The organism is Pseudomonas sp. KCJK9058, assembly GCF_046230975.1.
GTDB lineage: Bacteria > Pseudomonadota > Gammaproteobacteria > Pseudomonadales > Pseudomonadaceae > Aquipseudomonas > Aquipseudomonas alloputida.
Genome location: NZ_JBJJLR010000068.1, coordinates 1 through 22,238, shown reverse-complemented (window position 1 = coordinate 22,238; position 22,238 = coordinate 1). Strand labels below are relative to the sequence as shown.

General features: G+C 65.6%; 7 protein-coding genes. 2 read left to right on the top strand and 5 right to left on the bottom strand.

Translation table 11 applies throughout. The features are described from left to right. Both ACK59Z_RS24060 and ACK59Z_RS24055 read left to right on the top strand, forming a co-directional pair. On the top strand, positions 1-1,214 hold a 1,214-nt coding region (locus ACK59Z_RS24060), incomplete at its 5' end, for a thioesterase domain-containing protein (protein WP_409293821.1). A 37-nt stretch (positions 1,215-1,251) separates the two neighbouring features. Then, on the top strand, positions 1,252-2,130 hold the full coding sequence (locus ACK59Z_RS24055) for a formylglycine-generating enzyme family protein (protein WP_003255995.1): 879 nt from the start codon (positions 1,252-1,254) through the stop codon (positions 2,128-2,130). A 57-nt stretch (positions 2,131-2,187) separates the two neighbouring features. Here ACK59Z_RS24055 and ACK59Z_RS24050 read toward each other — a convergent pair whose 3' ends face one another. The 5 genes from ACK59Z_RS24050 to ACK59Z_RS24030 form a co-directional block, all read right to left on the bottom strand. Beyond that, positions 2,188-4,680, bottom strand: coding sequence for a TonB-dependent siderophore receptor (locus ACK59Z_RS24050; protein ID WP_409293819.1), 2,493 nt, complete (start codon positions 4,678-4,680; stop codon positions 2,188-2,190). 308 nt (positions 4,681-4,988) lie between these two features. Continuing rightward, on the bottom strand, positions 4,989-8,165 hold the full coding sequence (locus tag ACK59Z_RS24045) for a non-ribosomal peptide synthetase (protein WP_409293817.1): 3,177 nt from the start codon (positions 8,163-8,165) through the stop codon (positions 4,989-4,991). Continuing rightward, a complete protein-coding gene (locus tag ACK59Z_RS24040; protein WP_409293815.1) occupies positions 8,162-18,460 on the bottom strand; it encodes an amino acid adenylation domain-containing protein in 10,299 nt (3,432 codons plus the stop codon). Before ACK59Z_RS24040 ends, ACK59Z_RS24045 begins: the two co-directional genes overlap by 4 nt. A gap of 12 nt (positions 18,461-18,472) precedes the next feature. Beyond that, positions 18,473-21,862, bottom strand: a complete 3,390-nt coding sequence (locus tag ACK59Z_RS24035) for an amino acid adenylation domain-containing protein (protein WP_409293813.1) — start codon at positions 21,860-21,862, stop codon at positions 18,473-18,475. Further along, positions 21,862-22,238, bottom strand: a 377-nt coding sequence (locus ACK59Z_RS24030; protein WP_409293811.1) for a phosphopantetheine-binding protein, incomplete at its 5' end; no start/stop codon positions are given. The genes ACK59Z_RS24030 and ACK59Z_RS24035, both read right to left, overlap by 1 nt.

Sequence of the window (22,238 nt, the reverse complement as noted above, 5' to 3'; positions counted from 1 at the left end):
GGTGGCCGCTGACAGCCAACGGCAAGCTCGACCGCAAGGCCTTGCCCAAGGCCGATGCCAGCCTGCTGCAGCAAGCCTACAACGCTCCCCAGGGCGCGCTGGAACAGGCCTTGGCCACGTTGTGGCAAACCGCGCTCAACGTCGAACGTATCAGCCGCGACGATCACTTCTTCGAACTGGGTGGCCACTCGTTGCTGGCCATCCAGCTGCTGGCCAGCATCAAGCAGGCACTGGGCCTGGCAGTGCGTATCCAGGACCTGCTCGCCTACCCCCGCATCGACCTGCTGGCTGCACATCTGGGCCGTGAGCATGCCTGTGCGAGCCCGTGCATCGTGCCCCTCAACCGCCCGGCCACACCGCTGCCTGCATTGTTCTGTATCCACCCCAGCGGCGGCATGGTCTTCAGCTATCAGCCGCTGGCCAGGTGCCTGGAACCGCAGGCTCGCGTATACGGCGTGCAGCACCGGGGCGGCAGCCCGGCGCCGGCCGAACGGCAGGGCTGGCAAGCGATGATCACCGACTACACCGCACAGATCCGCCAGGCACAACCGTCCGGGCCATACCGCCTGATGGGCTGGTCCCTGGGCGGCAGCATTGCCTGGGACATCGCCCGGCAGCTGGAACAGGCCGGCTGCGAGGTCGCATTCCTGGGGCTGGTCGACAGCACCCTGCCCGAGGCGCAGTTAAGCCGCGCCGCGTTCCCCCCTCACACCCCTCGCCCAGCCCGCCACAGCGATACGCCGGGCCAGCGCGAGCTGCAAGACACCGTCGAGCTGTTCGGGCTGTTGTTCCCGCAGGCCAAACAGGCCGCCGCCGAGCAGCTGCACGCCAACCCTACTCAGGACGTCAAGGCGTTCTACCAGTGGGCCACGGCGCACCTGGCTGACGCTGGCAGCAATGTCCAGGGCGTGCTGGCCAGTGCCAAGGCCCAGATCATGAATGCCCAGGCGTTCGACATCCACGATCAGCTGGAAGCGAGCTTCGCCGATTTCACCCTCACTCCGCTCAGGGTCAAGCCCAGTTGCTGGTGGTCGCAGGTGCACAAGAGCGCAGCACACATTCACGCCGCCGAGCAGGTCATCCGCCAGTTCTGCGCAGGGGGTGAGCTGGACGTTTCGCTGCACTCACCCTACCCACACGAAACCATGATGCTGGAGCAGCCCCTGATCGACTCGTTCATCGAGGCGTTCGGCCGTAGCTGCCCGGCACCCTGAATACCCCGTCACACCTGCCAAAAAGGAAACGTTCGCCATGAAGTGCGCCCCCTACACCGTCACCGGCCTGGCCCTTGCCCTGGCCATGGCGGCCTGCCCGCTACTCGCCCAGGCTGCCAGCAAGACCCCGGGCGAGGTCTTCCAGGATTGCAAGGCCGGCTGCCCGGAAATGGTCGTGCTGCCTGCGGGCAGTTTCGTCATGGGCACGCCGGATGACGAACCGGGCAAGCAGCCCGACGAAGGCCCGCAACATACCGTGACCTTCGCCAAACCCTTCGCCATCAGCCGTTTCCAGGTCACCGCTGGCGAGCTGGATGCCTATATCAAGGAAACCGGCGTGGTCATCAAGGACGGTGACAAACGCCCAGGGCGCCTGTGCCAGGCCAGCAAGCCTCGCTACCCGCAAGGGCCGCGCCAGCCGGCAGTGTGCGTCGATTACTACGATGTGCAGGCCTATGCGCAGTGGCTGAGCAAGAAAACCGGCCACACTTACCGCATGCTCAGCGAGGCCGAACGCGAGTACGCGGCACGGGCCGGCTCCACCGGGCCGTTCCCGTTCCCGTTCGATGAAGAAGGCGACTACCAGATCAGCAAGCACGCCAATACCTACGGCCCCAAGGACGGCTACAGCTACACCTCACCGGTAGGCAGCTACCCGCCCAATGCCTTTGGCGTCTATGACATGCACGGTAACGTGTATGAATGGGTCGCCGACTGCTACCACAAGGACTACGTCGGCGCGCCCAGCGATGGCAGCGCCTGGATGGAGGCCGACGGCGGGCTTTGCCAGGCGGCGCACATGCGCGGGAATGACTGGGGTGAAGCGCCGATCTTCTCGCGTTCGGGCAATCGCAATGATCGCGAACGCACGGTACGTGGCGACTTCCTGGGCTTTCGTGTAGCGCGGGAACTGTGACCTGGCGCAGGCCATCTGGGCGGGGTACCCGCCAAGATGGCCTGCGTGGCCCCAGGTTCAGAACTGTGGGGTGTATTTGACCGAGAACATGAAGTTGCGAGGGTCGCCGTAATAGTTGTTGGCAGTGACAGCCGCATACGACGGAATGTAGTAGACCTTGTCGAAGATGTTGTTGAAGTTGACCGCCAGGCTAACTTCGTCGCTGACCTTGTAACCAAGGCGCGCATTCCAGATGGTGAAGCCGGGCGAATCGAACTTGCGATCGAAGGCAACGGTACTGCTCTGGCTGTTGAAACCGCCGCCGACACTGAAGCGGCTGAAGTCACCAGGCAGGGTGTAGTCCGTCCACACCTTCACCGAGTGTTTCGGCGTCCAGGTGGAGAAGATCTTGCCCTCGTTCGTGTTGTCCTTGAGGTACTTGGTGGTGTTGTAGACGTAACTGGCCGACGCTTGCAAGCCTGGCAGCACCTCACCGTTGATCTCGGCCTCAAGGCCCTGGCTACGCACTTTGCCGGACGCTTCCGAGCATCTGGACCCATCACAGATTTTTGTGACATCCTGAACCGGCACTGCTCGGTTCTCGTGGTCATAGCGGAACAGGGCAACGCTGGTATTGACCTGGCCATCGTAGAGTTCACCCTTCAGACCGAGTTCGTAGTTGCTGCCAACGATCGGCTCGATCGTAGAGCCACCGACGCCCTTGGCACTCTGCGGAATGAAGACGTCCGCATAGCTGGCGTAGGCCGACCATTGCGGCGTCAATTCGTAAACCAGGCCCGCGTAAGGGGTGACGACACCGTTGTTGGCCTTGGAAGCCGGGCTGTCATACTTATAGACACCGGCCTCATAGACCTGAGAGTCGTAATCGTAGGAGTACCAGCTGGTACGCCCACCGAGGATCAGGGTCAGCGGGTCGGTCAGCTTTACGCGCCAGGTACCGTAGATACCTTTCTGCACGATCGTGTACTGGCTGTCGGTACGCGTGCCACGGGCCGCCAGGCTGTCGTAGTTCTCGAAGGGCAAGTGGTTGTCGAGATCGAAAATGTTCGCCCCCGCGCTGCGCACCACCGCCATGGTGTTGTCGCTGGTGAGGCGTGAGTAGTTACCGCCGAAGACCACTTCCTGGTCGAAGCCAAAACCGTTGAAGTCGCCATCGACGAACATGTCCAGGCCACGGCTGTGGGAGTTGAAATCGGTGGCATAGCGCCAGTCGAACAACCCAGACCCATCGTTGGCCAGGCCGGTCGGCGCTACCACGTAGGCGTAGGTCATTTCGTTGCGCTCGTTGATCGCCACCGCCGCGGTCTTGAACTTCCAGTGGTCGTTGAAGCGGTGCTCGAGGTCGACATACAACGCCAGCTGCTCGGTCATGCCGCGGTTCCAGTCGGAGCCGGTGAAGGTCGAGCGCGACAAGCCTACGTCCCGGCCGTCACTGAAGCGCGGCAAACCGGCGACCATAGGCGTGAAACGCGTCTTGCGATCGCTGATGCCGACACCGAGGGTGGTGTCTTCAGACAGGTCGAAGTCCAGCGCACCGTAGACCTTCTGCTCCCAGCCGCCCACATAGTCGATGAACGAGTTGCGCGTATCGTAGTCGACCACGGCACGCCCACGGATATTGCCCGCCTCGTTCAGCGGGCCGCCAACGTCAACCTGGGTGGCATAGTGGTCCCAGGAACCGGCCTGGGCGGTCAGGGTGACTGTCGGCTTGGCCTGGCCGCGCTTGCGCACGAAGTTGATCGCGCCACCGGGGCTGTTGGCCCCTTGCAGCAGCGCCGCGCCGCCACGCAGCAGTTCGACACGGTCATAGAATGCCGTCGGTTCCGTCAGGTAGCTGCCCAGCGCGTAGATGCCACGGGTCATGGGCACGCCATCGTACTGCAGCGAATCGATTTCAAAACCGCGCGAGGTGATGAAGCCGCCGGTACCCGGGCTTTTGGCGAAGGTCATGCCCGGGGCGTTGGCCAACAGTTCCGTCAGGTCGGTGATGTTCTGGTCATCCATGCGCTTGCGGGTCATCACCGACACGCTCTGCGGAATGTCCTTGAGCTTGTGTTCGCTCTTGCCGATGGTGACGCCACCGGTGGTATACGAGTTGCTGCCTTCGGTGGTCACGCCCAACGTGTTGCCCGTGATGCTGGTGGTGCCCAGCTCCAGCGCCGAGGACGCAGCGCGCTCACGCCGCACCAGGGTCAGGGTATCGCCCTCCAGGCTGTAGCTGACCGGCAAGCCGCGCAACAGCTTGGCCACTGCCGCGTCGACGGTGTAGCTGCCACGCACTTCATTGCCACGCAGGTCGGCCATTTCCGAGGCGTTGTAGATGAACTGCACATCGGCCTGCTCGCCAAGCGCACGCAGGGCGTTGGGCAGCGACTGGGCAGCGATGTCGAAGTTGACCCCCTGAGCCCAGACCTGGGCGGCCATGGGCAGCATCAATGCGGCGCCCAGCACCCCTTTGCCGAGCAACGCCCGGGATGAGCGGGCGCTGATCGAGCGGGACATGCAAAGCGCCTTGACCAATGGTTTGAACTCGAAAAATCCTGCTGGCATGGTATTTCTCTATTTATATCGTGTAATGAAATCGTCCCGCGCCCGCCAACGGCCCCCAAACGGCCGAGCTGCCCATCCTCCCCCGGGCAGATCCCGCGACAGACGCCTGACACGCAAGTCAAAACGGCTTGCCACGTGTGGCTTTCAGCGCGCTCCTACATAAGACGCATCACCCTGGAAAATCCAGAATGAGAATTTTTTGCATTAGTATCTCGCCGGCATCCTTCCACGCAATCGGCACGGCAGTACGGGGGAGGCAATGCAAAAGACCCCAGGGGCGGGTTGCCCGCCCCTGGGCGTGGTGAGGCTCAGCGGCTTTTTTCCAGCAGCCGGGCTTTTTCTTCAGGGCTCATGCTGTCGAGCCGCAGACGGGCCTGGGCCAGCTTGAGCAACTGGCCAGGGTTGGCTTCGCGCTCGCGCAGCGCCTGGGCAAGGGTGGCAACCGTAGCGTGGTCGAAGATGACGCCTGGATTGATGTCGCACTGCAGCAACTTGCGAATACCTGCCGCCAGCTTGATGACCAGCAGCGAATGCCCGCCCAGTGCAAAAAAGTCCTGCTCGATGCCCACTTGCTCCAGCCCCAGCAGTTGCGCCATGCGCTGCGCAATCACGGTTTCCAGTGCATCACGCGGGGCCAGCAGACCCGCCGCAGGTTCATTGCCCACCTGCCGCAACGCTTGCCGGTCGAGCTTGCCGTTGCCCAGGCGCGGCAACCGCGGCAATGCCTGCAGGGTACGCGGCAGCATCACCGCCGGCAGTTGCCGGGCAAGGTACTCGCGGACCGCGTCCAGGGCAGCCGCCGTGGCCTCGTCGCGCAAGCTGACATACGCGCTCAGCGCTTCTCCATCACACAACACCGCCGCCTCGACCACCTGCGGTGCACCCGACAGCTGTGCCTCGATCTCCGCCAGCTCGATGCGGAAGCCGCGTATCTTCACCTGATGGTCGCGCCGGCCTTGCAGCTCGATAGCACCGTCCGGGCGATAGCGGGCCAGGTCGCCGGTGCGGTAAAGCCGCTCGCCCGCCACGAACGGGCTCTCGACGAACGCCGGCGGGTCACTCTGCACGTCTTGCAGGTAGCCGCGACACACCTGCTGCCCACCGACATACAGTTCGCCCAGCACGCCGGTGACCGCCAACTGCAAGTGCTGATCCAGCACATAGACCTGGTTGTTGGGCAACACCTGCGACAACCCGAGGGTGCCGGTCGGTACCGCCCGAACCGGGTGCACCATGACCCCAACCGTGGTTTCGGTCGGGCCGTAATGGTTGAACAGCTTGCAGTCCGGACGTATCTGCAACAGGCGCTGCAGCAACGCCGCGCTCGGGGCTTCCCCGCCCAGGATGACGGTGGCCGGTACTGCCGGTGCCTTCGACTCCAGCAGCGCGCTCAGGTGCGACGGCACGATCTTCAGGCAGTCGATTGCCTGCTGCTCGAGATACGCAGCAAACAGTTCAGCATCCTTCATCACCTCGTCGGCGGCCACGTGCAGTGTCGCACCCACATACAAGGCTGCGAACAGCGTCGTATGGCCAAGGTCGGCCGACACCGTCGAGCCGAATGCGAAGTGACGACAGCCCTCCAGCGCCAGCGTGTGGCACACGCCTGCGGTGTAGTTCAGCAGTTGCCGGTGCTCGACCACTACGCCTTTGGGGGTGCCTGTCGAGCCCGAGGTGAACAGGACATAGGCGGCATCGCTGGCGCTGGCGGCGTGCGGTTGCAGCCGTGCAGTGTCAACCGCCAGCGGGTACAGGCTGTCGAGGCTCAGCGCCTCTATGCCCTGCTCACGCAGGCTGGCCACCGCTGCCGGTTCGACCAGCACCTGCGTGGCGCCGGCCTGTGTCATCAGGCGCACCTGCCGGGCAACGGGCCAGTGCGGCTCCAGCGCCAGGTAGGCTGCGCCGACACGCCAACTGGCCAACATCGCCACGACCCAGTCCAGCGAACGCGGCAGCGCCAGTGCCAGCACCGCCCCGGGTTGCACGCCAGCCTGCTGCAGCGCCAGCGCCAGGCGCTGCACTGCCAACTCCAGTTGGGCGTAACTCAGGCCCGCGTCACCTGCGACCAGCGCCAACGCGTCGGGGGTGTCGATTGCCCACTGGCTGATCTGGGCCGCCAGTGATGTCTCGGCCAGTGGTTGCGGCGCGGGGTTGATCGACAGCAGGCGCTGGCGCTCGGCTTCACCCAGCAGGTTCAACTGCCGCAGCGGGCGGTCCGGCGCCTGGACGATGCTGCGCAGCAATTCAATGTACTGCTCCAGCAGGCCTTGCATGCCGCGCGCACTGTAGCGCCCGGCCAGGTAATCCAGGCTCACGGTAATTGGTTGGTCAGCACCCGCTGCTGGGCAAATGCGCAGCTGCAGCTCGATGCCCGCCGGCAGGCGTGGCGCCAGTAGCTCGCCCTGCCAGCACAGCCCGCCGGCAACCTGCGGCGCGAGCGCCGGCGTAGTGGAAAACGCCACGGTCGGCACGGCTGTGGGCACCCATTCCGGTACCCAGTACTCCTGCCACGCCACATGCTGCTCCAGCGCGGCGCCGAGCGCTGCAAGGTGCTCGCCGAAACGGGTTTCGTCAGCCCACTGCAGGCACAACGGCAATAACTTGCTGAACGCCCCCGCACTGTTCGCGAAGTAGTCATAATCCTGTCGCGCATCGTGCTGCCAGGCGCCCAACAACCGGTTGCTGTCGCCAAGCCGGCCCAGCAAGGCCCACCAGGCCGCCTGCAGCAGCGTGTCCAGGCTGGCCTGACGGGCGTCGGCCAGGCGTTGCAACTGCCCCTGCAAGGCCAGCGGCAGATTCACCTGATGGTGTGCCTGATGCGTCGCTGGCTGGTCCTGGCGATAGGCTGGCCAAGGCGCGCTCATGCCCTGCTCCGTTGGCATCAGGTGCCCTTGCCAGTAGCCACGGGCTGCCGCTGCATCCTCATCCTGGGCCACTTCGGCACGCCACTCCAGGTACTGCCCGAAGGCTTCAGGCAGGCCTTCATCCGGCACGGCTGGCGTGTCATACAACGCCGCCAGGTCACGGTACAGCATGGCCATGCCAGCCGCGTCGCAGGCAAAGCCCGCCACCCCCAGCCATAGATGCCATTGCCCGGCATCGGCGGCCGGTACCAGCAAGGCCTGGGCGGCTGGCAGCTGGTCGATTTCGAAGCGCTGCTGCAACCAAGGCTCGAGCAGTGCCGGCGCACCTGCCTCGGCCTGCACTGCCAGCGTCAGGGCTGGCCGCCGGGCGCCGATGAACTGGCGCATGCCGCGGTATCCCGGGGCAGTGCCCAGGCGCCCGGCCAATATCGGGTGGCGCTCGACCAAGCGCTCAAGCGCCTGGCTCAGGCGCGCCGGGTCCGGCCGAACCTGAACGCTGATCTTCAGCAGCGTCGCGGCCTGTGACCAGTCCGGGCAAGCGGGCAAGGCATCGAGCCAGTGTTGCTGGTCGACGGTCAGGGCAAAACCGATGTCCTCGGCCTGGTCTACGTAACTGTTCATCCCTGGGCCTCCTCGGTCGCCATCACCTGCATGGCCGCAGCCGCCTCCAGCGCGGCCCGGTCGAACATGTCGCCCATCGCCACGACGATCTTGCGCGGCCCCTCGTACGGGTCACGGGCATGCGCCGCCAGCATGTTGTCGACCAGGATCACGTCGCCTTTCTGCCATTGGAACCGCACGGCACAGGCTTCATACAGCTCGCCGATCAGTTGCATGTCCTGATCGGGGATCGGCGAACCATCGCCGAAGTACACATGCCGTGGCATGCGCTCCAGACCGAACATGGCCAGCAGGTCTTCACGCGCATCCGGCTCCAGCCAATAGATGTGGTGCAGCTGCACCTGGTTGAAGAACGAGCGTGCGCCGGTGATCGGGTGCGTGATGATTGCCGGGCAGCGGGTGCGGGTCTGCAACTCGTCGTTGTCCAGCCAGCGCCATTCGATGCCAGCGGCACGGCAACGGGCCTCGACCTCGGCGCGGTCATCGGTGCGGAAGAAATGCTGCCATGGCACGTCGAGCTTGTCGGCGAACGTGCGCACATACAGCAGCCCTTTGTCCTCGAGGGTTTGCCGCAGTGCCTGCGGCAGCTTTTCGTACATCAGGCGGCAGTCGACCACCGGCGTGGCACCGCCGACCGGCGAAGGCTGCTCGCAATAGAACATCTGCTTGCGCGGCCAGCTGTCCTGGTGCGCACTCTCGTTATGGAACAAGATCATTTTGTTTTCCGGGTACGGCGTGGAGCGGTAGGTGTTCTTGCCCCCCTCCTTCTTCGGCAGGTCACCGTATTGACCGTAAAGCCCCGGCTGTACAGCTTCGGCGAATGCTTCAAACCCCTGGATACCCTCCAGGGCAAAGCCGCGGAACAGGATCCCCGCATGCTCGCCCAGCTTGCGCTCGACCAGCGGCCGGTTGTTGCGCACCCACTCGATCAGGTCGATCGATGCGTCGCCAGGCTCGACGAGCAACGGGAACAGCTGGCCTGGTACCAGCAGCGACTCGCGCACCGCCGCCCGTGGCGGTGCAGCTGCAGTGGCGCCGGCAGAGCGCTTGAGGAATTTGCCCAGCTTGTCGGCCTTGCTGGCCGGGGCGCTTACCAGTGTGCTGCCAGCCAGGGCGCCACCCTGTAATGGAACGTTCATCGCTTGCCACCTCATATCCTGAACACTGACGATCTGTTCGAGCATCGCGATCCATGCGCTGACGAGTCGCTGGATATGCTCTTGCCTGAAAAGCGTTGTCGCAAACTGCCAGTTGCCACTGAGCTGCCCGGCCTCCTGTTCGATGAACAGGGCCATGTCGAACTTCGAATACAGCGCCGGGGCGGGCAGCGCCTGCACGGTAATGTCGGCCAGGGCTTCGCTGCGTACGGGCAGGTTGTTCATCACGAACAGCACCTGCACCAGCGGGTTCATGCCGCGCACCCGCGGGGCGCCATGGGCCTCGACGATCATGTCGAACGGCAGGTCCTGATGCTCCAGGGCCGCGAGCAAGGTGCGCTGGGTGCCCTGCACGAAGTCACCGAAGGCCAGCCCATCACTCACCCTGGAACGCAGCGGCAACACATTGACGAAGAAACCGATCAGGCCTTCCAGTTCGCTGTGCTGGCGGCCTGCGGTGTCGGCCCCGACCAGTACGTCGTGGGCACCGCTGGTCTGGTGCATCAACCACTGGAACGCTGCCAGCAGCGTGCTGTACAGGGTCACCCCGGCCTTGGCCGCGAACTGGCCAAGCGCATCGGTCAATGCCGGCGACAGGCTGAAGTCCACCGCACCGCCGGCATGGGAGGCCTGCTCGCTGCGCGGCTGTTCCAGTGGCAGCTCAAGGCGGCCGGTATGGCCCGCCAAGGCCTGTTGCCAGTAGCTTGCCTGGCGCTGCAGCTCACCCGCCTGCTCGAGGGCCTGCTGCCACAAGGCAAAGTCTGAATACTGCAGCGGTAACGGCGCCAGAAGGTGGGTCTGCCCTGGGGCGCTGTGACGATAGATTTCAACCAGGTCGCGGACCAGCACGCCCATCGACCAGCCATCGGAGATGATGTGGTGCATGGCGAAGAACAGCACATGTTCCTGGTCTGCCAGGCGCGCCAGACGGCAGCGCAACAACGGCGCATGCTCCAGTGCAATCGGTGTGCTGGCGTTGGCCAGGGTGGCTTCGGCAATGCACCGTTGCTGCTCCTGCGGGCTGAACCCGGACCAGTCGTCGAGGGCGATATCCACCTCGATCCGGTCGGCAATCAGCGCCAGCGGATCACCCTCGTCGTCCTGCACATAGGCCGTACGCAACACTTCATGTCGCTGCGTCAGCGCGTTCAGGCTGTTGCGCAACACGTCGACCTGCAGTGGGCCCTGCAGGCGCAGGGCCAAAGGCATGCCGTAGGCAGCACTGCCCCCGGACAATTGCTCGGCAACCCACAAGCGCCGCTGCATCAACGACAACGGTGCGGTGGCTTTTTCTCCATGGGCCAATAGCTCGACACCGTGCGCGGTCGCAGCCTTGCCAGCGCCGCCGAGCGCTGCCAGCAGGCGCTCCAGCACCGGGTGATCGAACAGGTCACGCAAAGTCACTTGCACACCCGGCAGCTTGCGCATCCGCGATACCGCCTGGGTGGCCAGCAACGAGTGACCACCCAGCTCGAAGAAGTGGTCGCCAAGGCCCACCCGCTCAAGGCCGAGCACCTCCTGCCAGATACCCGCAACGTGCTGCTCGAGCGGGGTTTGCGGCGCCCGGTAGGCGTGCTGCAGGGCGCTGTTGTCGGGCTTGGGCAAGGCCTTGCGGTCGAGCTTGCCGTTGGCCGTCACCGGCCAGGCCTGCACCTGCAGGATGTGCGTCGGCACCATGTAGTCCGGCAGGCTGCCCTTGAGCTGTTCGCGAAGGCTGTAGCGCAGTTCGGCGGCGTCCACCGCCATGCCCTGCTCCTCGGCCAGTACGTAGGCCACCAGCTGCTGGCCATGGCCGCTGTCCTGGGCCAGCACCACCGCCTCGCGCACCTGCGGGTGCTCCAGCACCCGTGCCTCGATCTCACCCAGCTCGATACGCAGCCCGCGCACCTTCACCTGATGGTCGATGCGCCCGCAGTACTCGATCACCCCGCTGTCGCGGTAGCGCGCCAAATCCCCAGTGCGGTACAGCCGCTGGCCGTGGCTGCCGAACGGGTCGGGCACGAAACGCTCGGCCGTCAGCGACGGGCGACGATGGTAACCGCGCGCCAGGCCCTGGCCACCGAGCATCAGCTCGCCCATGGCCACCTGGGGCAAGGCTTCGAACGCCGGGCCAAGGATGTGCGTGTACAGGTTGGCGATCGGCTGGCCGATCGGCACGCTGTCACGCCCTTCGTCGACACAGGTCCAGTGGGTGACGTCGATCGCTGCCTCGGTCGGCCCGTACAGGTTGTGCAGGCGGGCACCGGGCAGGTGGCTGAACACCTGCTGCTGGGTGTCCACCGCCAGCGCCTCGCCGCTGCAGATCACCTGCCGCACGCTGTGGCAGCGCTGCAGGCCCGGCTCACGGACGAACACCTGCAGCATCGACGGCACGAAATGCAAGGTGGTGACCTGGTGGCGCTCGATGGTGTCGATCAGCCGCTCCGGCTCGCGATGCTCCCCCGGCGCCGCCAGGGCCAGCCGTGCACCGGTCATCAGCGGCCAGAAGAACTCCCACACCGACACGTCAAAACTGAACGGGGTTTTCTGCAACACCGTGTCGGCGCCGTCCAGCGCATACGCCTGCTGCATCCATGCCAGCCGGTTATACAACGCCAGGTGGCGGTTGCCGGCACCCTTCGGCCGCCCGGTAGAGCCGGAGGTGTAGATGACGTAGGCCAGGTTCTCCGGGTGCAGCCGGCACGCCGGCACCTGCCGCGAGTACCCGCCCAGTTCGCCGGGCTGGTCCAGCAGCAGCACCTGCCCGGCAAACGCCGGCAGCTGCTCGCGCAGGTGGGCCTGGGTCAGCAGCAGTTCAATGCCGCTGTCTTCGAACATGTAGGCCAGCCGCTCGGCCGGGTAGTCCGGGTCCAGCGGTACATAGGCGGCGCCGGCTTTAAGGATCGCCAGCAGGCCAACGACCATTTCCAGCGAGCGCTCGGCGGCGATACCCACCAGGCTTTCCGGGCCGACACCCTGTTCGATCAGCTTGTGCGCCCACTGGCTGGACAGCTCGCTCAACGCCCGGTAGCTCATGCGCTGGTCGCCGAACAGCAGTGCCGTGGCGTCCGGCTGGCGACGCGCCTGCGCCTCGAACAGCTGGTGCACGCGCCAGTCGCCGGGGTAGTCGGTGGCGGTGTCGTTAAGGTCATGCAGCACCGCTTGCGTCTGCTGCGGGCTCAGCATCGGCAACTCGCCCAACGCCGTTTCGGCGCTGCTCTCAAGCATCTGCTGCAACACCTGCAACAGGTGCTCGCCAAGTTGCTCGGCCAACCGGGCACTGAACCGTGCCCGATCGGCTTTCAACTGGAGCGACAGGTGCGTACCCAGGTTAACCACCAGCGTCAGCGGGTAGTTGGTCTGTTCGTGGTTCGCCACCTCACCAAACACCAGACTGCTGGTGGTATCGGCCTGCAGCGCTTCGGACACCGGGTAATTCTCGAACACCAGAATGCTGTCGAACAGCGCTTCGCCGCCCTGCCCGGCCCAGCGCTGGATATCGAACAATGGCGTGTGATCGTACTCACGCAGGGCGATGTTCAGCGCCTGCACGGTGTCCAGCCAGTCACCCAGCGCTTGCTCCGGGCGTGGGCTGGCAATGACCGGCAAGGTATTGATGAACAGGCCGATCTGCTGCTCGATGCCCTTGAGTTCGGCCGGCCGCCCAGCCGTGGTCGCACCAAAGGCGACGCAGGCCTGGCCGGTATAGCGCTGCAGCACCAGCAGCCAGGCCGCTTGCACCACGGTATTGACGGTGACCCTGCGCTCACGGGCAAAGGCGTCCAGGCGGGCGGTCTGCCGGGCATCCAGTTGCTGTACCCGCTCGACCTGCCCCTGCCCTTCACTACCGGCTGCCCAGTCCGTGGCCCTGGCCAGCAAAGTGGGTGCATCCAGGTCTTGCAACTGGCGGGTCCAGAACGCCTGGCGGGCTGCGCCATCCTGGCGCTGCAGCCAGGCAATGTAGTCACGGAAGCGCCCCGGCCCTTGCTCCGGCACGCTGCCGTGGTAGCGCTGCAGCACCTCGCCCAGCAGCCGGGTATTGCTCCAGCCGTCCATCAGGATGTGGTGGCTGGTGTAGATCAGGTGATAACGCTGCGCGTCCAGGCGAATCAGGGTCAGGCGCAACAGCGGCGGCCGGACCAGGTCGAAGCCGGCCGCGCAGTCTGCAGCAGCGAACGCCTCCAGCGCATCGGCAAGGTCGTCACGGCCACGCCAGTCATGCACCGCGAACGGCAACTGCGCCTCACGCTGAATGATCTGCAACGGGCTGGCCAGCTCACCCCAGATGAAGCTGCCACGCAGCAGGTCATGGCAGTCGACTGCCGCTTGCCAGGCAGCACGGAAGCGCTCGGGATCCACGCCAGTCACATCGACCCGCAGCTGGTTGATGTAATCCCCGCCCTGCTGCAGCAGCGTATGGAACATCATGCCTTGCTGCATGGGTGAAAGCGGGAAGATGTCTTCGACCATCGCTGGCGGCAGCGGCAGGCTGTCGAGCTGGGCCTGGGTCAGGCCGGCCAGCGGAAAGTCCGACGGGGTCATGCCGGCGTGTTCGCGCTGGCAGCAGTGTTCGACCAGGGCGCGCAGCTCGTGGCTGTATTCATCGGCCAGGCGCTGTACGGTGGCGACTTCGAACATGTCCCTGCTGAAGGTCCAGCCCAGGCTCAGCTCACCGGCGTAGACCTGGCCATTGAGCGTCAGCCAGTTACCCAATGGCGCGTCCAGGCTTTGCTCATCGCCTTTGGGGTCTGCGCAGGGCACCAGCAGCGCCTGCTCATCGGTCGCCAGGTGGCCATCCAGCTGGCCCAGATAGTTGAAGGTAATGCGCGGCACAGGCAAGGCACGCAGGCACTCACGGCTGGCAGCGTCTGCCAGGTAGCGCAGCACACCATAGCAAATGCCCTTTTCGGGCACGGCGCGCAGCTGTTCCTTGACCTGCTTGATCGACCCATCCAGCGTTGCCGCCGGGCTCAGCCGCAGCGGGAACAGGCTGGTGAACCAGCCGACCGTGCGGCCCAGGTCGAGGTTGTCGAACAGCGCTTCGCGCCCGTGCCCTTCCAGCTCGATCAGGGTCGAGGGTTCGCCGCTCCAGCGGCAGATTACCCGCGCAAGCGCAGTCAGCAGCAGGTCGTTGACCTGGGTACGATAAGCGGCCGGGGCCTGCTGCAACAGCTGTCGGGTCAGCGCCCCGTCCAGGTGGCTGTAGACCGTGTGGGCGTACCGGTTGCTCAGGGCGCCAGCGCTGTTGTCCTGCGGCAGGCTGCCGCTGGCATGGCTCAACTGCGCCTGCCAATAGCCCAGTTCGGCCTGCAACGTGTCGCTGCCGGCGTAGGCCTGCAGCTGTTCGGCCCAGGCCCTGAAGGCACTGGTCTTGGCGGGCAACTGTGGCACCTGCCCGGCCGCACACTGTTGGTAGGCCCGGTGCAAGTCCTCCAGCAGAATACGCCAGGACACCCCATCGACGACCAGATGGTGGATCGCCAGCAACAGGCGCTGACTGCCGTCCGCCAAGGTTGCCAGCACCGCGCGCAGCATCGGCCCATCGGCCAGGTTGAGGCTGCGCTGGGCCTCGTTGCCCAATGCCTGCAGCTCACCGGCATCGGCCAGTGTCGCGCACCATAGCAAAGGTGGCTGTACCGGCCCGGCAGGCCGGTAGCTGGCCTGCCACTGCCCATCAACCTCGACGAAGCTCAGGCGCAGGCTGTCGTGGTGCGTGACCAGAGCCTGCAGCGCCTGCTCCAGTGCCTGTGCATCAAGCGCCTGCAACGGGCGGAACAGCACCGACTGGTTCCACTGCTGGCGGTCGGCAATGGCTGTGTCGAAGAAGGCATGCTGCACCGCCAGCAGCGGTGTGGGCCCGTGCAATGGGCGCTGGTCGACCTGTGCCGCAACCCCCACCTGGGCGACTGCGGCCAGGTCTTGTACCGTCTGGTGCTGGAACAGGTCCTTGGTGGTGAAGCGGATGCCCGCCTGGCGGGCGCGGCTGACCACCTGGATCGAGACGATCGAGTCGCCACCGAGGGTGAAGAAGTTGTCGCTGCGGCCGACCCGCTCCAGCTTGAGCAGGTCCTGCCAGATCGCCGCGATCTGCTGTTCCAGCGAACCTTGCGGTGCACTGTAGGCCTGCTGCAGGGCGCTGTTGTCGGGCTTGGGCAAGGCCTTGCGGTCGAGCTTGCCGTTGGCCGTCACCGGCCAGGCCTGCACCTGCAGGATGTGCGTCGGCACCATGTAGTCCGGCAGGCTGCCCTTGAGCTGTTCGCGAAGGCTGTCGCGCAGTTCGGCGGCGTCCACTGCCATGCCCTGCTCCTCGGCCAGTACGTAGGCCACCAGCTGCTGGCCATGCCCGCTGTCCTGGGCCAGCACCACCGCCTCGCGCACCTGTGGGTGCTCCAGCACCCGAGCCTCGATCTCACCCAGCTCGATACGCAGCCCGCGCACCTTCACCTGATGGTCGATGCGCCCGCAGTACTCGATCACCCCGCTGTCGCGGTAGCGCGCCAAATCCCCGGTGCGGTACAGCCGCTGGCCGTGGCTGCCGAACGGGTCGGGCACGAAACGCTCGGCCGTCAGCGACGGGCGACGATGGTAACCACGCGCCAGGCCCTGGCCACCGAGCATCAGCTCGCCCATGGCCACCTGGGGCAAGGCTTCGAACGCCGGGCCAAGGATGTGCGTGTACAGGTTGGCGATCGGCTGGCCGATCGGCACGCTGTCACGCCCTTCGTCGACACAGGTCCAGTGGGTGACGTCGATCGCTGCCTCGGTCGGCCCGTACAGGTTGTGCAGGCGGGCACCGGGCAGGTGGCTGAACACCTGCTGCTGGGTGTCCACCGCCAGCGCCTCGCCGCTGCAGATCACCTGCCGCACGCTGTGGCAGCGCTGCAGGCCCGGCTCACGGACGAACACCTGCAGCATCGACGGCACGAAATGCAAAGTGGTGACCTGGTGGCGCTCGATGGTGTCGATCAGCCGCTCCGGCTCGCGATGCTCCCCCGGCGCCGCCAGGGCCAGCCGTGCACCGGTCATCAGCGGCCAGAAGAACTCCCACACCGACACGTCGAAGCTGAACGGGGTCTTCTGCAACACCGTGTCGGCGCCGTCCAGCGCATACGCCTGCTGCATCCACGCCAGCCGGTTGTACAGCGCCAGGTGGCGGTTGCCGGCGCCTTTCGGCCGCCCGGTCGAGCCGGAGGTATAGATCACGTAGGCCAGGTTCTCCGGGTGCAGCCGGCACGCCGGCACCTGCCGCGAGTACCCGCCCAGTTCACCGGGCTGGTCCAGCAACAGGACCTGCCCGGCAAACGCCGGCAGCTGCTCGCGCAGGTGGGCCTGGGTCAGCAGCAGCTCGATGCCGCTGTCTTCGAACATGTAGGCCAGCCGCTCGGCCGGGTAGTCTGGGTCCAGCGGTACATAGGCGGCGCCGGCCTTGAGGATCGCCAGCAGGCCGACGACCATTTCCAGCGAGCGCTCGGCGGCGATGCCCACCAGGCTTTCCGGGCCGACACCCTGTTCGATCAACTTGTGCGCCCACTGGCTGGACAGCTCACTCAATGCCCGGTAGCTCATGCGCTGGTCGCCGAACAGCAGTGCCGTGGCGTCTGGCTGGCGACGCGCCTGCGCCTCGAACAGCTGGTGCACGCGCCAGTCGCCGGGGTAGTCAGTGGCGGTGTCGTTAAGGTCGTGCAGTACCGCTTGCGCCTGCTGCGGGCTCAGCATCGGCAACTCGCCCACCGGCTGTTGCGGCTGGGCTACCACACTGTGCAGCAGATGCTGCCAATGCTGCCCCATGCGCTCGACGCTTGGCGCGTCGAACAGGTCGGTGGCGTAGGTCAGCGATGCCCACAGGCCATCCGCGGTCTCGACCGTGTCCAGGGTCAGGTCGAACTGGGCGTTCACTTCTTCCCACGCCAGCACTTCCACGCTCAGGCCTGGCAGCTGTGTGGCCCCTGGCAGCCGACGCTCGGCGCTGCGATGGTTGAACATGACCTGGAACAACGGGCTGCGGTTCAGGCTCCGTTCGACCTGCAGCGCATCCACCAGCTGCTCGAAGGGCAAGTCCTGGTGCGCCTGGGCCTCCAGCGCAGTGGCCTTGACCTGCTGCAACAGGCGGACGAACGGTTGGTGCGTATCGATGTCGGCCTTGTGCACCTGGGTATTGACGAAGAAGCCGATCAGGCCTTCGGTTTCCTTGCGCGTGCGGTTGGCGACCGGCACGCCGACGCGGATGTCCGACTGCCCGGTGTAGCGGTGCAACAGGCACTGGAAGGTCGCCAGCAACAGCATGAACAGGGTCACCCCTTCGCGCCGTGCCAGTTGCCGCAGGCCATCGGCCAGTGCCGGGCTCAGTGGCAGGTCGATGCGGGCGCCACGGTAGCTGCTGTGCAACGGCCGCGGGCGATCAGCGGGCAGCGCCAGCACAGGCTGCTCACCGCCCAGCTGGGCGGTCCAGTAGGCTAGCTGGCGCTGCCGTTCGCCGCCATCCATCCATTGGCGCTGCCAGGCGGCATAGTCGGCGTACTGGATCGGCAACGCCGGCAGGCTGGCAGGCTGGCCGCTGCTGTACGCGCGATACAGGTGCACCAGCTCTTGCACCATCAGTGCCAGCGACCAGCCATCCGAGACAATGTGGTGCTGGGTGATCAGCAACACATGATCGTCCGGCCCCAGGCACAGCAGGCTGGCCCTCAGGAGCGGGCCCTGGGCCAGGTCGAACGGCTGGCGGATTTCTTCGGTGATACAGGTGCGCAGCCGCGCCGCCCGGTCCTCGCCGGGCGCCAGGGCCAGGGTATGCCTGGCAATGCTCACCGGCGCGGGGGCATGGATCACTGGTGTGGTGCGCTCACCGTCAGTGGCGAAGGTGGTGCGCAGCGACTCGTGGCGCGCCACCAGCGCATCGAAGCTTTGCTGCAGGGCAGCCAGGTCCAGTGCGCCGCGCAGGTTCAGCGCACTGGGCAGGTGATAGGCGGCGCTGTCTGGCTCAAGGTGCCAAAGAAACAGCTGCCGCTCCTGGGCGAAGGACAGCGAAAGCGGCTCGGTCGGATCGCGTCGAAAAACAGGTGCCACGCTGTACAGATCGACACCTTGCTGCTTGAGCAGCACCGCCAGCGCCTTGCGTTGCTTTGCCGACAGTGTTGCTACCGATTCGATTAACTTTTGCACGCCCTTCCCCTGTCAAGAGATCAGATTTTCCAGATCTTCGGCTGATAGACGTTTGAGGGCCTCCAAGGATTTAGCCAAGGCATCGTTGACCGCCTGGGTGTGCAGCTGAGCACCAGCGATCTCGGCGCAGTAGGTTTGCAGATCGTGGGTGGTGAACAGCGCCTTGACCGCTGTTTCCAGCTTCAACTGCTCACGCAGCCGCACGGTGACCTGGGTGGCCAGCAGTGAATGCCCGCCGAGGTCGAAGAAGTTGTCGGCAAGGCCGACCTGATCGACGTGCAGCACCTCCTGCCAGATCTGCGCCACTTGCTGCTGCAGCTCACTCTGCGGTGCCAGGTAGGCCATCCGGGCGACACTCAGGTCAGGGGCAGGCAGCCGGTTGCGGTCAAGCTTGCCATTGGGGGTGTGGGGGAAGGTTGCGACGAACGTCGTCCAGGTCGGCACCATGTACTCCGGCAACACGCTGCGCAGTTGCCGCTTCAGCGCCTCGCCCAGTGCCTCCCGCGTTTGCGCATCGTCGACCACGGCCACGTCCTGCGGCACCAGGTAAGCCACCAGCTGCTGGCCACCAGGCCCCGGCCGGGCGACTACCGCCGCTTCGCGAATGGCGGGATGACGCGCCAGTTGTGCCTCGATTTCACCGAGTTCGATACGATAGCCACGCATCTTCACTTGCTGGTCGATTCGCCCGAGGTATTCCACCACACCCTCGGCCCGGTAACGCGCCAGGTCGCCGGTGCGGTAAAGCCGTTCACCGTTCCCGGCGAACGGGTCGGGGACGAAACGCTCGGCGGTCAGCCCTGGCCGCTGGTAATACCCGCGCGCCAGCCCCGCCCCGCCAATCAGCAGCTCGCCGGCAACGCCAACAGGGACTGGCGCCAGGTCCTCACCCAGCAGGTAGAGCCGGGTATTGTCCAACGGCCTGCCTAGCAACGCCTGCGGCCTGGCGGGCTGCAAGCGGTGCATCGCCGACCAGATGGTGGTTTCGGTGGGCCCGTACAGGTTCCACAACGGCCCGCCCAGCGCCAGCAGCCGCTGGGCCAGGTCATCGCTCAGCGCTTCGCCGCCACACAGCTTCGTGCAGCCGGCCAGCACCTCGCCGCGGCCGCTGTCTAGCAGCATGCGCCAGGTCGAAGGGGTGGCCTGCAGCACGGTCACTGACTGCTGCGCTACCAGCTCCAGCACCCGCTGCGGGTCCTGTGCGGTATCCGGACCGGCCAGGACCACGCAGGCGCCCTGCACCAGCGGCAGGTACACCTCCAGCCCGAAGATATCGAACGAGAACGTGGTCAACGACAACAGGCGGTCGCCGGTAGCCAGCCCCGGCGCCTTGGCCATGCTGGCGATGAAGTTGACCAGCGCGCCGTGGGGCACCATCACCCCTTTTGGCCTGCCGGTGGAGCCCGAGGTGTAGATCATGTAGGCAAGGTGCTCGGCCGACAGCTGCGGCTGCGGGTTGTGCACACCGTAGGCTGCCACGTTGCAGCCACTGCCCAGCGGGTGCTCGGGCGCCAGCAACAGGCACTGGACCGTGGCCGGTATCGGCAGGCGTGCCTGGAGCGACGGCTGGGTCAGCAGCAGCCTGATGCCGCTGTCCTCCATCATGTAGGCCAGCCGCTCGTCCGGGTAGTGGGGGTCCAGCGGTACATAGGCACCCCCGGCCTTGAGCACGGCCAGCAAGGCGACGAGCATCTGTGGCGAGCGTTCGAGGGCCACCCCGACTTTGACGTCCGGCCCTACGCCGCCTTCGATCAGGCGCCAGGCCAGGCGGTTGGCGTGTTCGTTGAGTTGCTGGTAGCTCAACGTCTGGTCTTCGAACTGCACGGCCGGTGCATGCGGTGTGGCATGGGCACGCTGCTCGATCAGGTGCTGGATGCAGGCGTCGGCAACCGGCACCGCCGTGTCATTCCAGGCTTGCCCGATCACGTCCAGCTCGCGGTCGCTGAGCAGTGGTAACGCAGCGATTCGCTGACCCGCGTCCGCCACGATGCCGTCCAGCAATTGCAGCCAGTGCCCGGCCATTCGCGCTATGGTGGTGGCATCGAACAGATCGGTGGCGTAGTTGAAAGAAGCGCCGATCTGCCCTGGCGCTTCGAAGGTTTCCAGGGTGAGGTCAAACGGCGCGGTGCGCGTTTCACCAGGCAAAGCCTCGATACGCAGCGCTGTGTCGCTGGCGGCCTGCTGGCCATTGCCCTGGCGCTGGTGGTTGAACATGACCTGGAACAACGGGCTGTGGCTCAGGCTACGCCCCGGCTGCAAGGCTTCGACCAGTTGTTCGAACGGCAGCTCTTGATGGGCCTGGGCGTCGCTGGCGGTCTGGCGGGCTTGCTGCAACAGCGCGCGGAAGGTCTGCTGCGGCTCGATTTGCGCGCGCAGCACCTGGGTGTTGACGAAAAACCCGATCAACCCTTCGGTTTCTACCCGGTTGCGGTTAGCGATGGGCACACCCACGCGAATGTCCTGCTGCCCGCTGTAGCGCTGCAGCAAGGCCTGGAACGCGGCCAGCAACAGCACGAACAAGGTCACCCCTTCGTGGCGGGCCAGGTCTTGCAGGCGTTGGCACAGTTCGGCCGGCAAGCTGAAGTCGTGCCGCGCGCCGCGGTAGCTCATCAGCCCTGGGCGGGGCCGATCGGTGGGCAGTTCCAGCACCGGCTGCTGGCCACCCAATTGCGCTTGCCAATAGGCCAGCTGCCGCTCGCGCTCACCGGCCTCCATCCAGCGCCGTTGCCAGATGGCATAGTCGGCGTACTGGATGGGCAGCGGCCGAACAGCCACGGCATGCCCTTGGCAGCAGGCACTGTAACCCTGCAGCAGTTCATCGACCATGACCTTCAGCGACCAGCCGTCAGCGGCGATGTGGTGCACCACCAGGCTGAACACATGGTCCTCGGCCGCCAGGCGCAGCAACGCCACGCGCAACACGGGGCCGTGTTGCAGGTCGAACGGCTGCTCCCGGTGGGCTTCGACGAAGGCCTGAATCTGCGCCTGCTCATCGCCCACACCGCGCTCACGGCATTCGATCGCTACCGTCAGCTGTGGGGCGATTTGCTGGCGTGGGCCACCGTCGCGGCTGTCATGGGTGAACGTGGTGCGCAAGCTCTCGTGCCGCGCCAGCAGCGCATCGAAACTGCCTTGCAAGGCCTGCAGGTTCAGCGGGCCATGCAGGCGCAGGCTGACCCCGATGTTGTAGGCAGTGCCCTGAGGCTCCATCTGCCACAGGAACCATTGGCGCTCCTGGGCAAACGACAACGGCACCACGGTGGTGTCGTCGCGCACCAGCGGAATGGGCAGGTTGGCCGGGGACACGCCCTCTTCAAGCATTTTCTGCAGGTATTGGCGACGCTTTTCCAGCGGCAGATTGATGAAGCGCTGAGCAATTTTCGTGGCGACTGCGGTGTCCATCACACCTCCTCCATTTCGTCCAGCAGAGCCGACAGCTTGCTGAGTGTTTGTGTGTCCGCCGGCGCAGATGCCTGGGCCAGCTGTTCGGCGAAGCTCGCCAGGGTCGGGTGCTGGAAAATCAGTTGCGGGGTCAGGCTCAGGCCGAGTTCCAGTTGCACCCGCGATACCACGCTCACGGCCAGTAGCGAGTGGCCGCCCAGCTCGAAGAAGTGATCGTCCAGGCCCACTTGCTCGAGCTTGAGCACGTCCTGCCAGATGGCTGCCAGCTGCTGTTCCAGCTCACTGCCTGGGGCGCGATAACCTTGCTGCAACAGGCTGGCATCGGCCTTGGGCAAGGCCTTGCGGTCGAGCTTGCCGTTGGCCGTCAGTGGCCATT

What these genes read in the sequence shown, in the direction of transcription:
- ACK59Z_RS24055 (WP_003255995.1), top strand. Translation starts at nt 1,252, where the DNA reads ATGAAGTGCGCCCCCTACACCGTCACCGGCCTGGCCCTTGCCCTGGCC.
- ACK59Z_RS24050 (WP_409293819.1), bottom strand. Translation starts at nt 4,680, where the DNA reads ATGCCAGCAGGATTTTTCGAGTTCAAACCATTGGTCAAGGCGCTTTGC.
- ACK59Z_RS24045 (WP_409293817.1), bottom strand. Translation starts at nt 8,165, where the DNA reads ATGAACAGTTACGTAGACCAGGCCGAGGACATCGGTTTTGCCCTGACC.
- ACK59Z_RS24035 (WP_409293813.1), bottom strand. Translation starts at nt 21,862, where the DNA reads ATGGACACCGCAGTCGCCACGAAAATTGCTCAGCGCTTCATCAATCTG.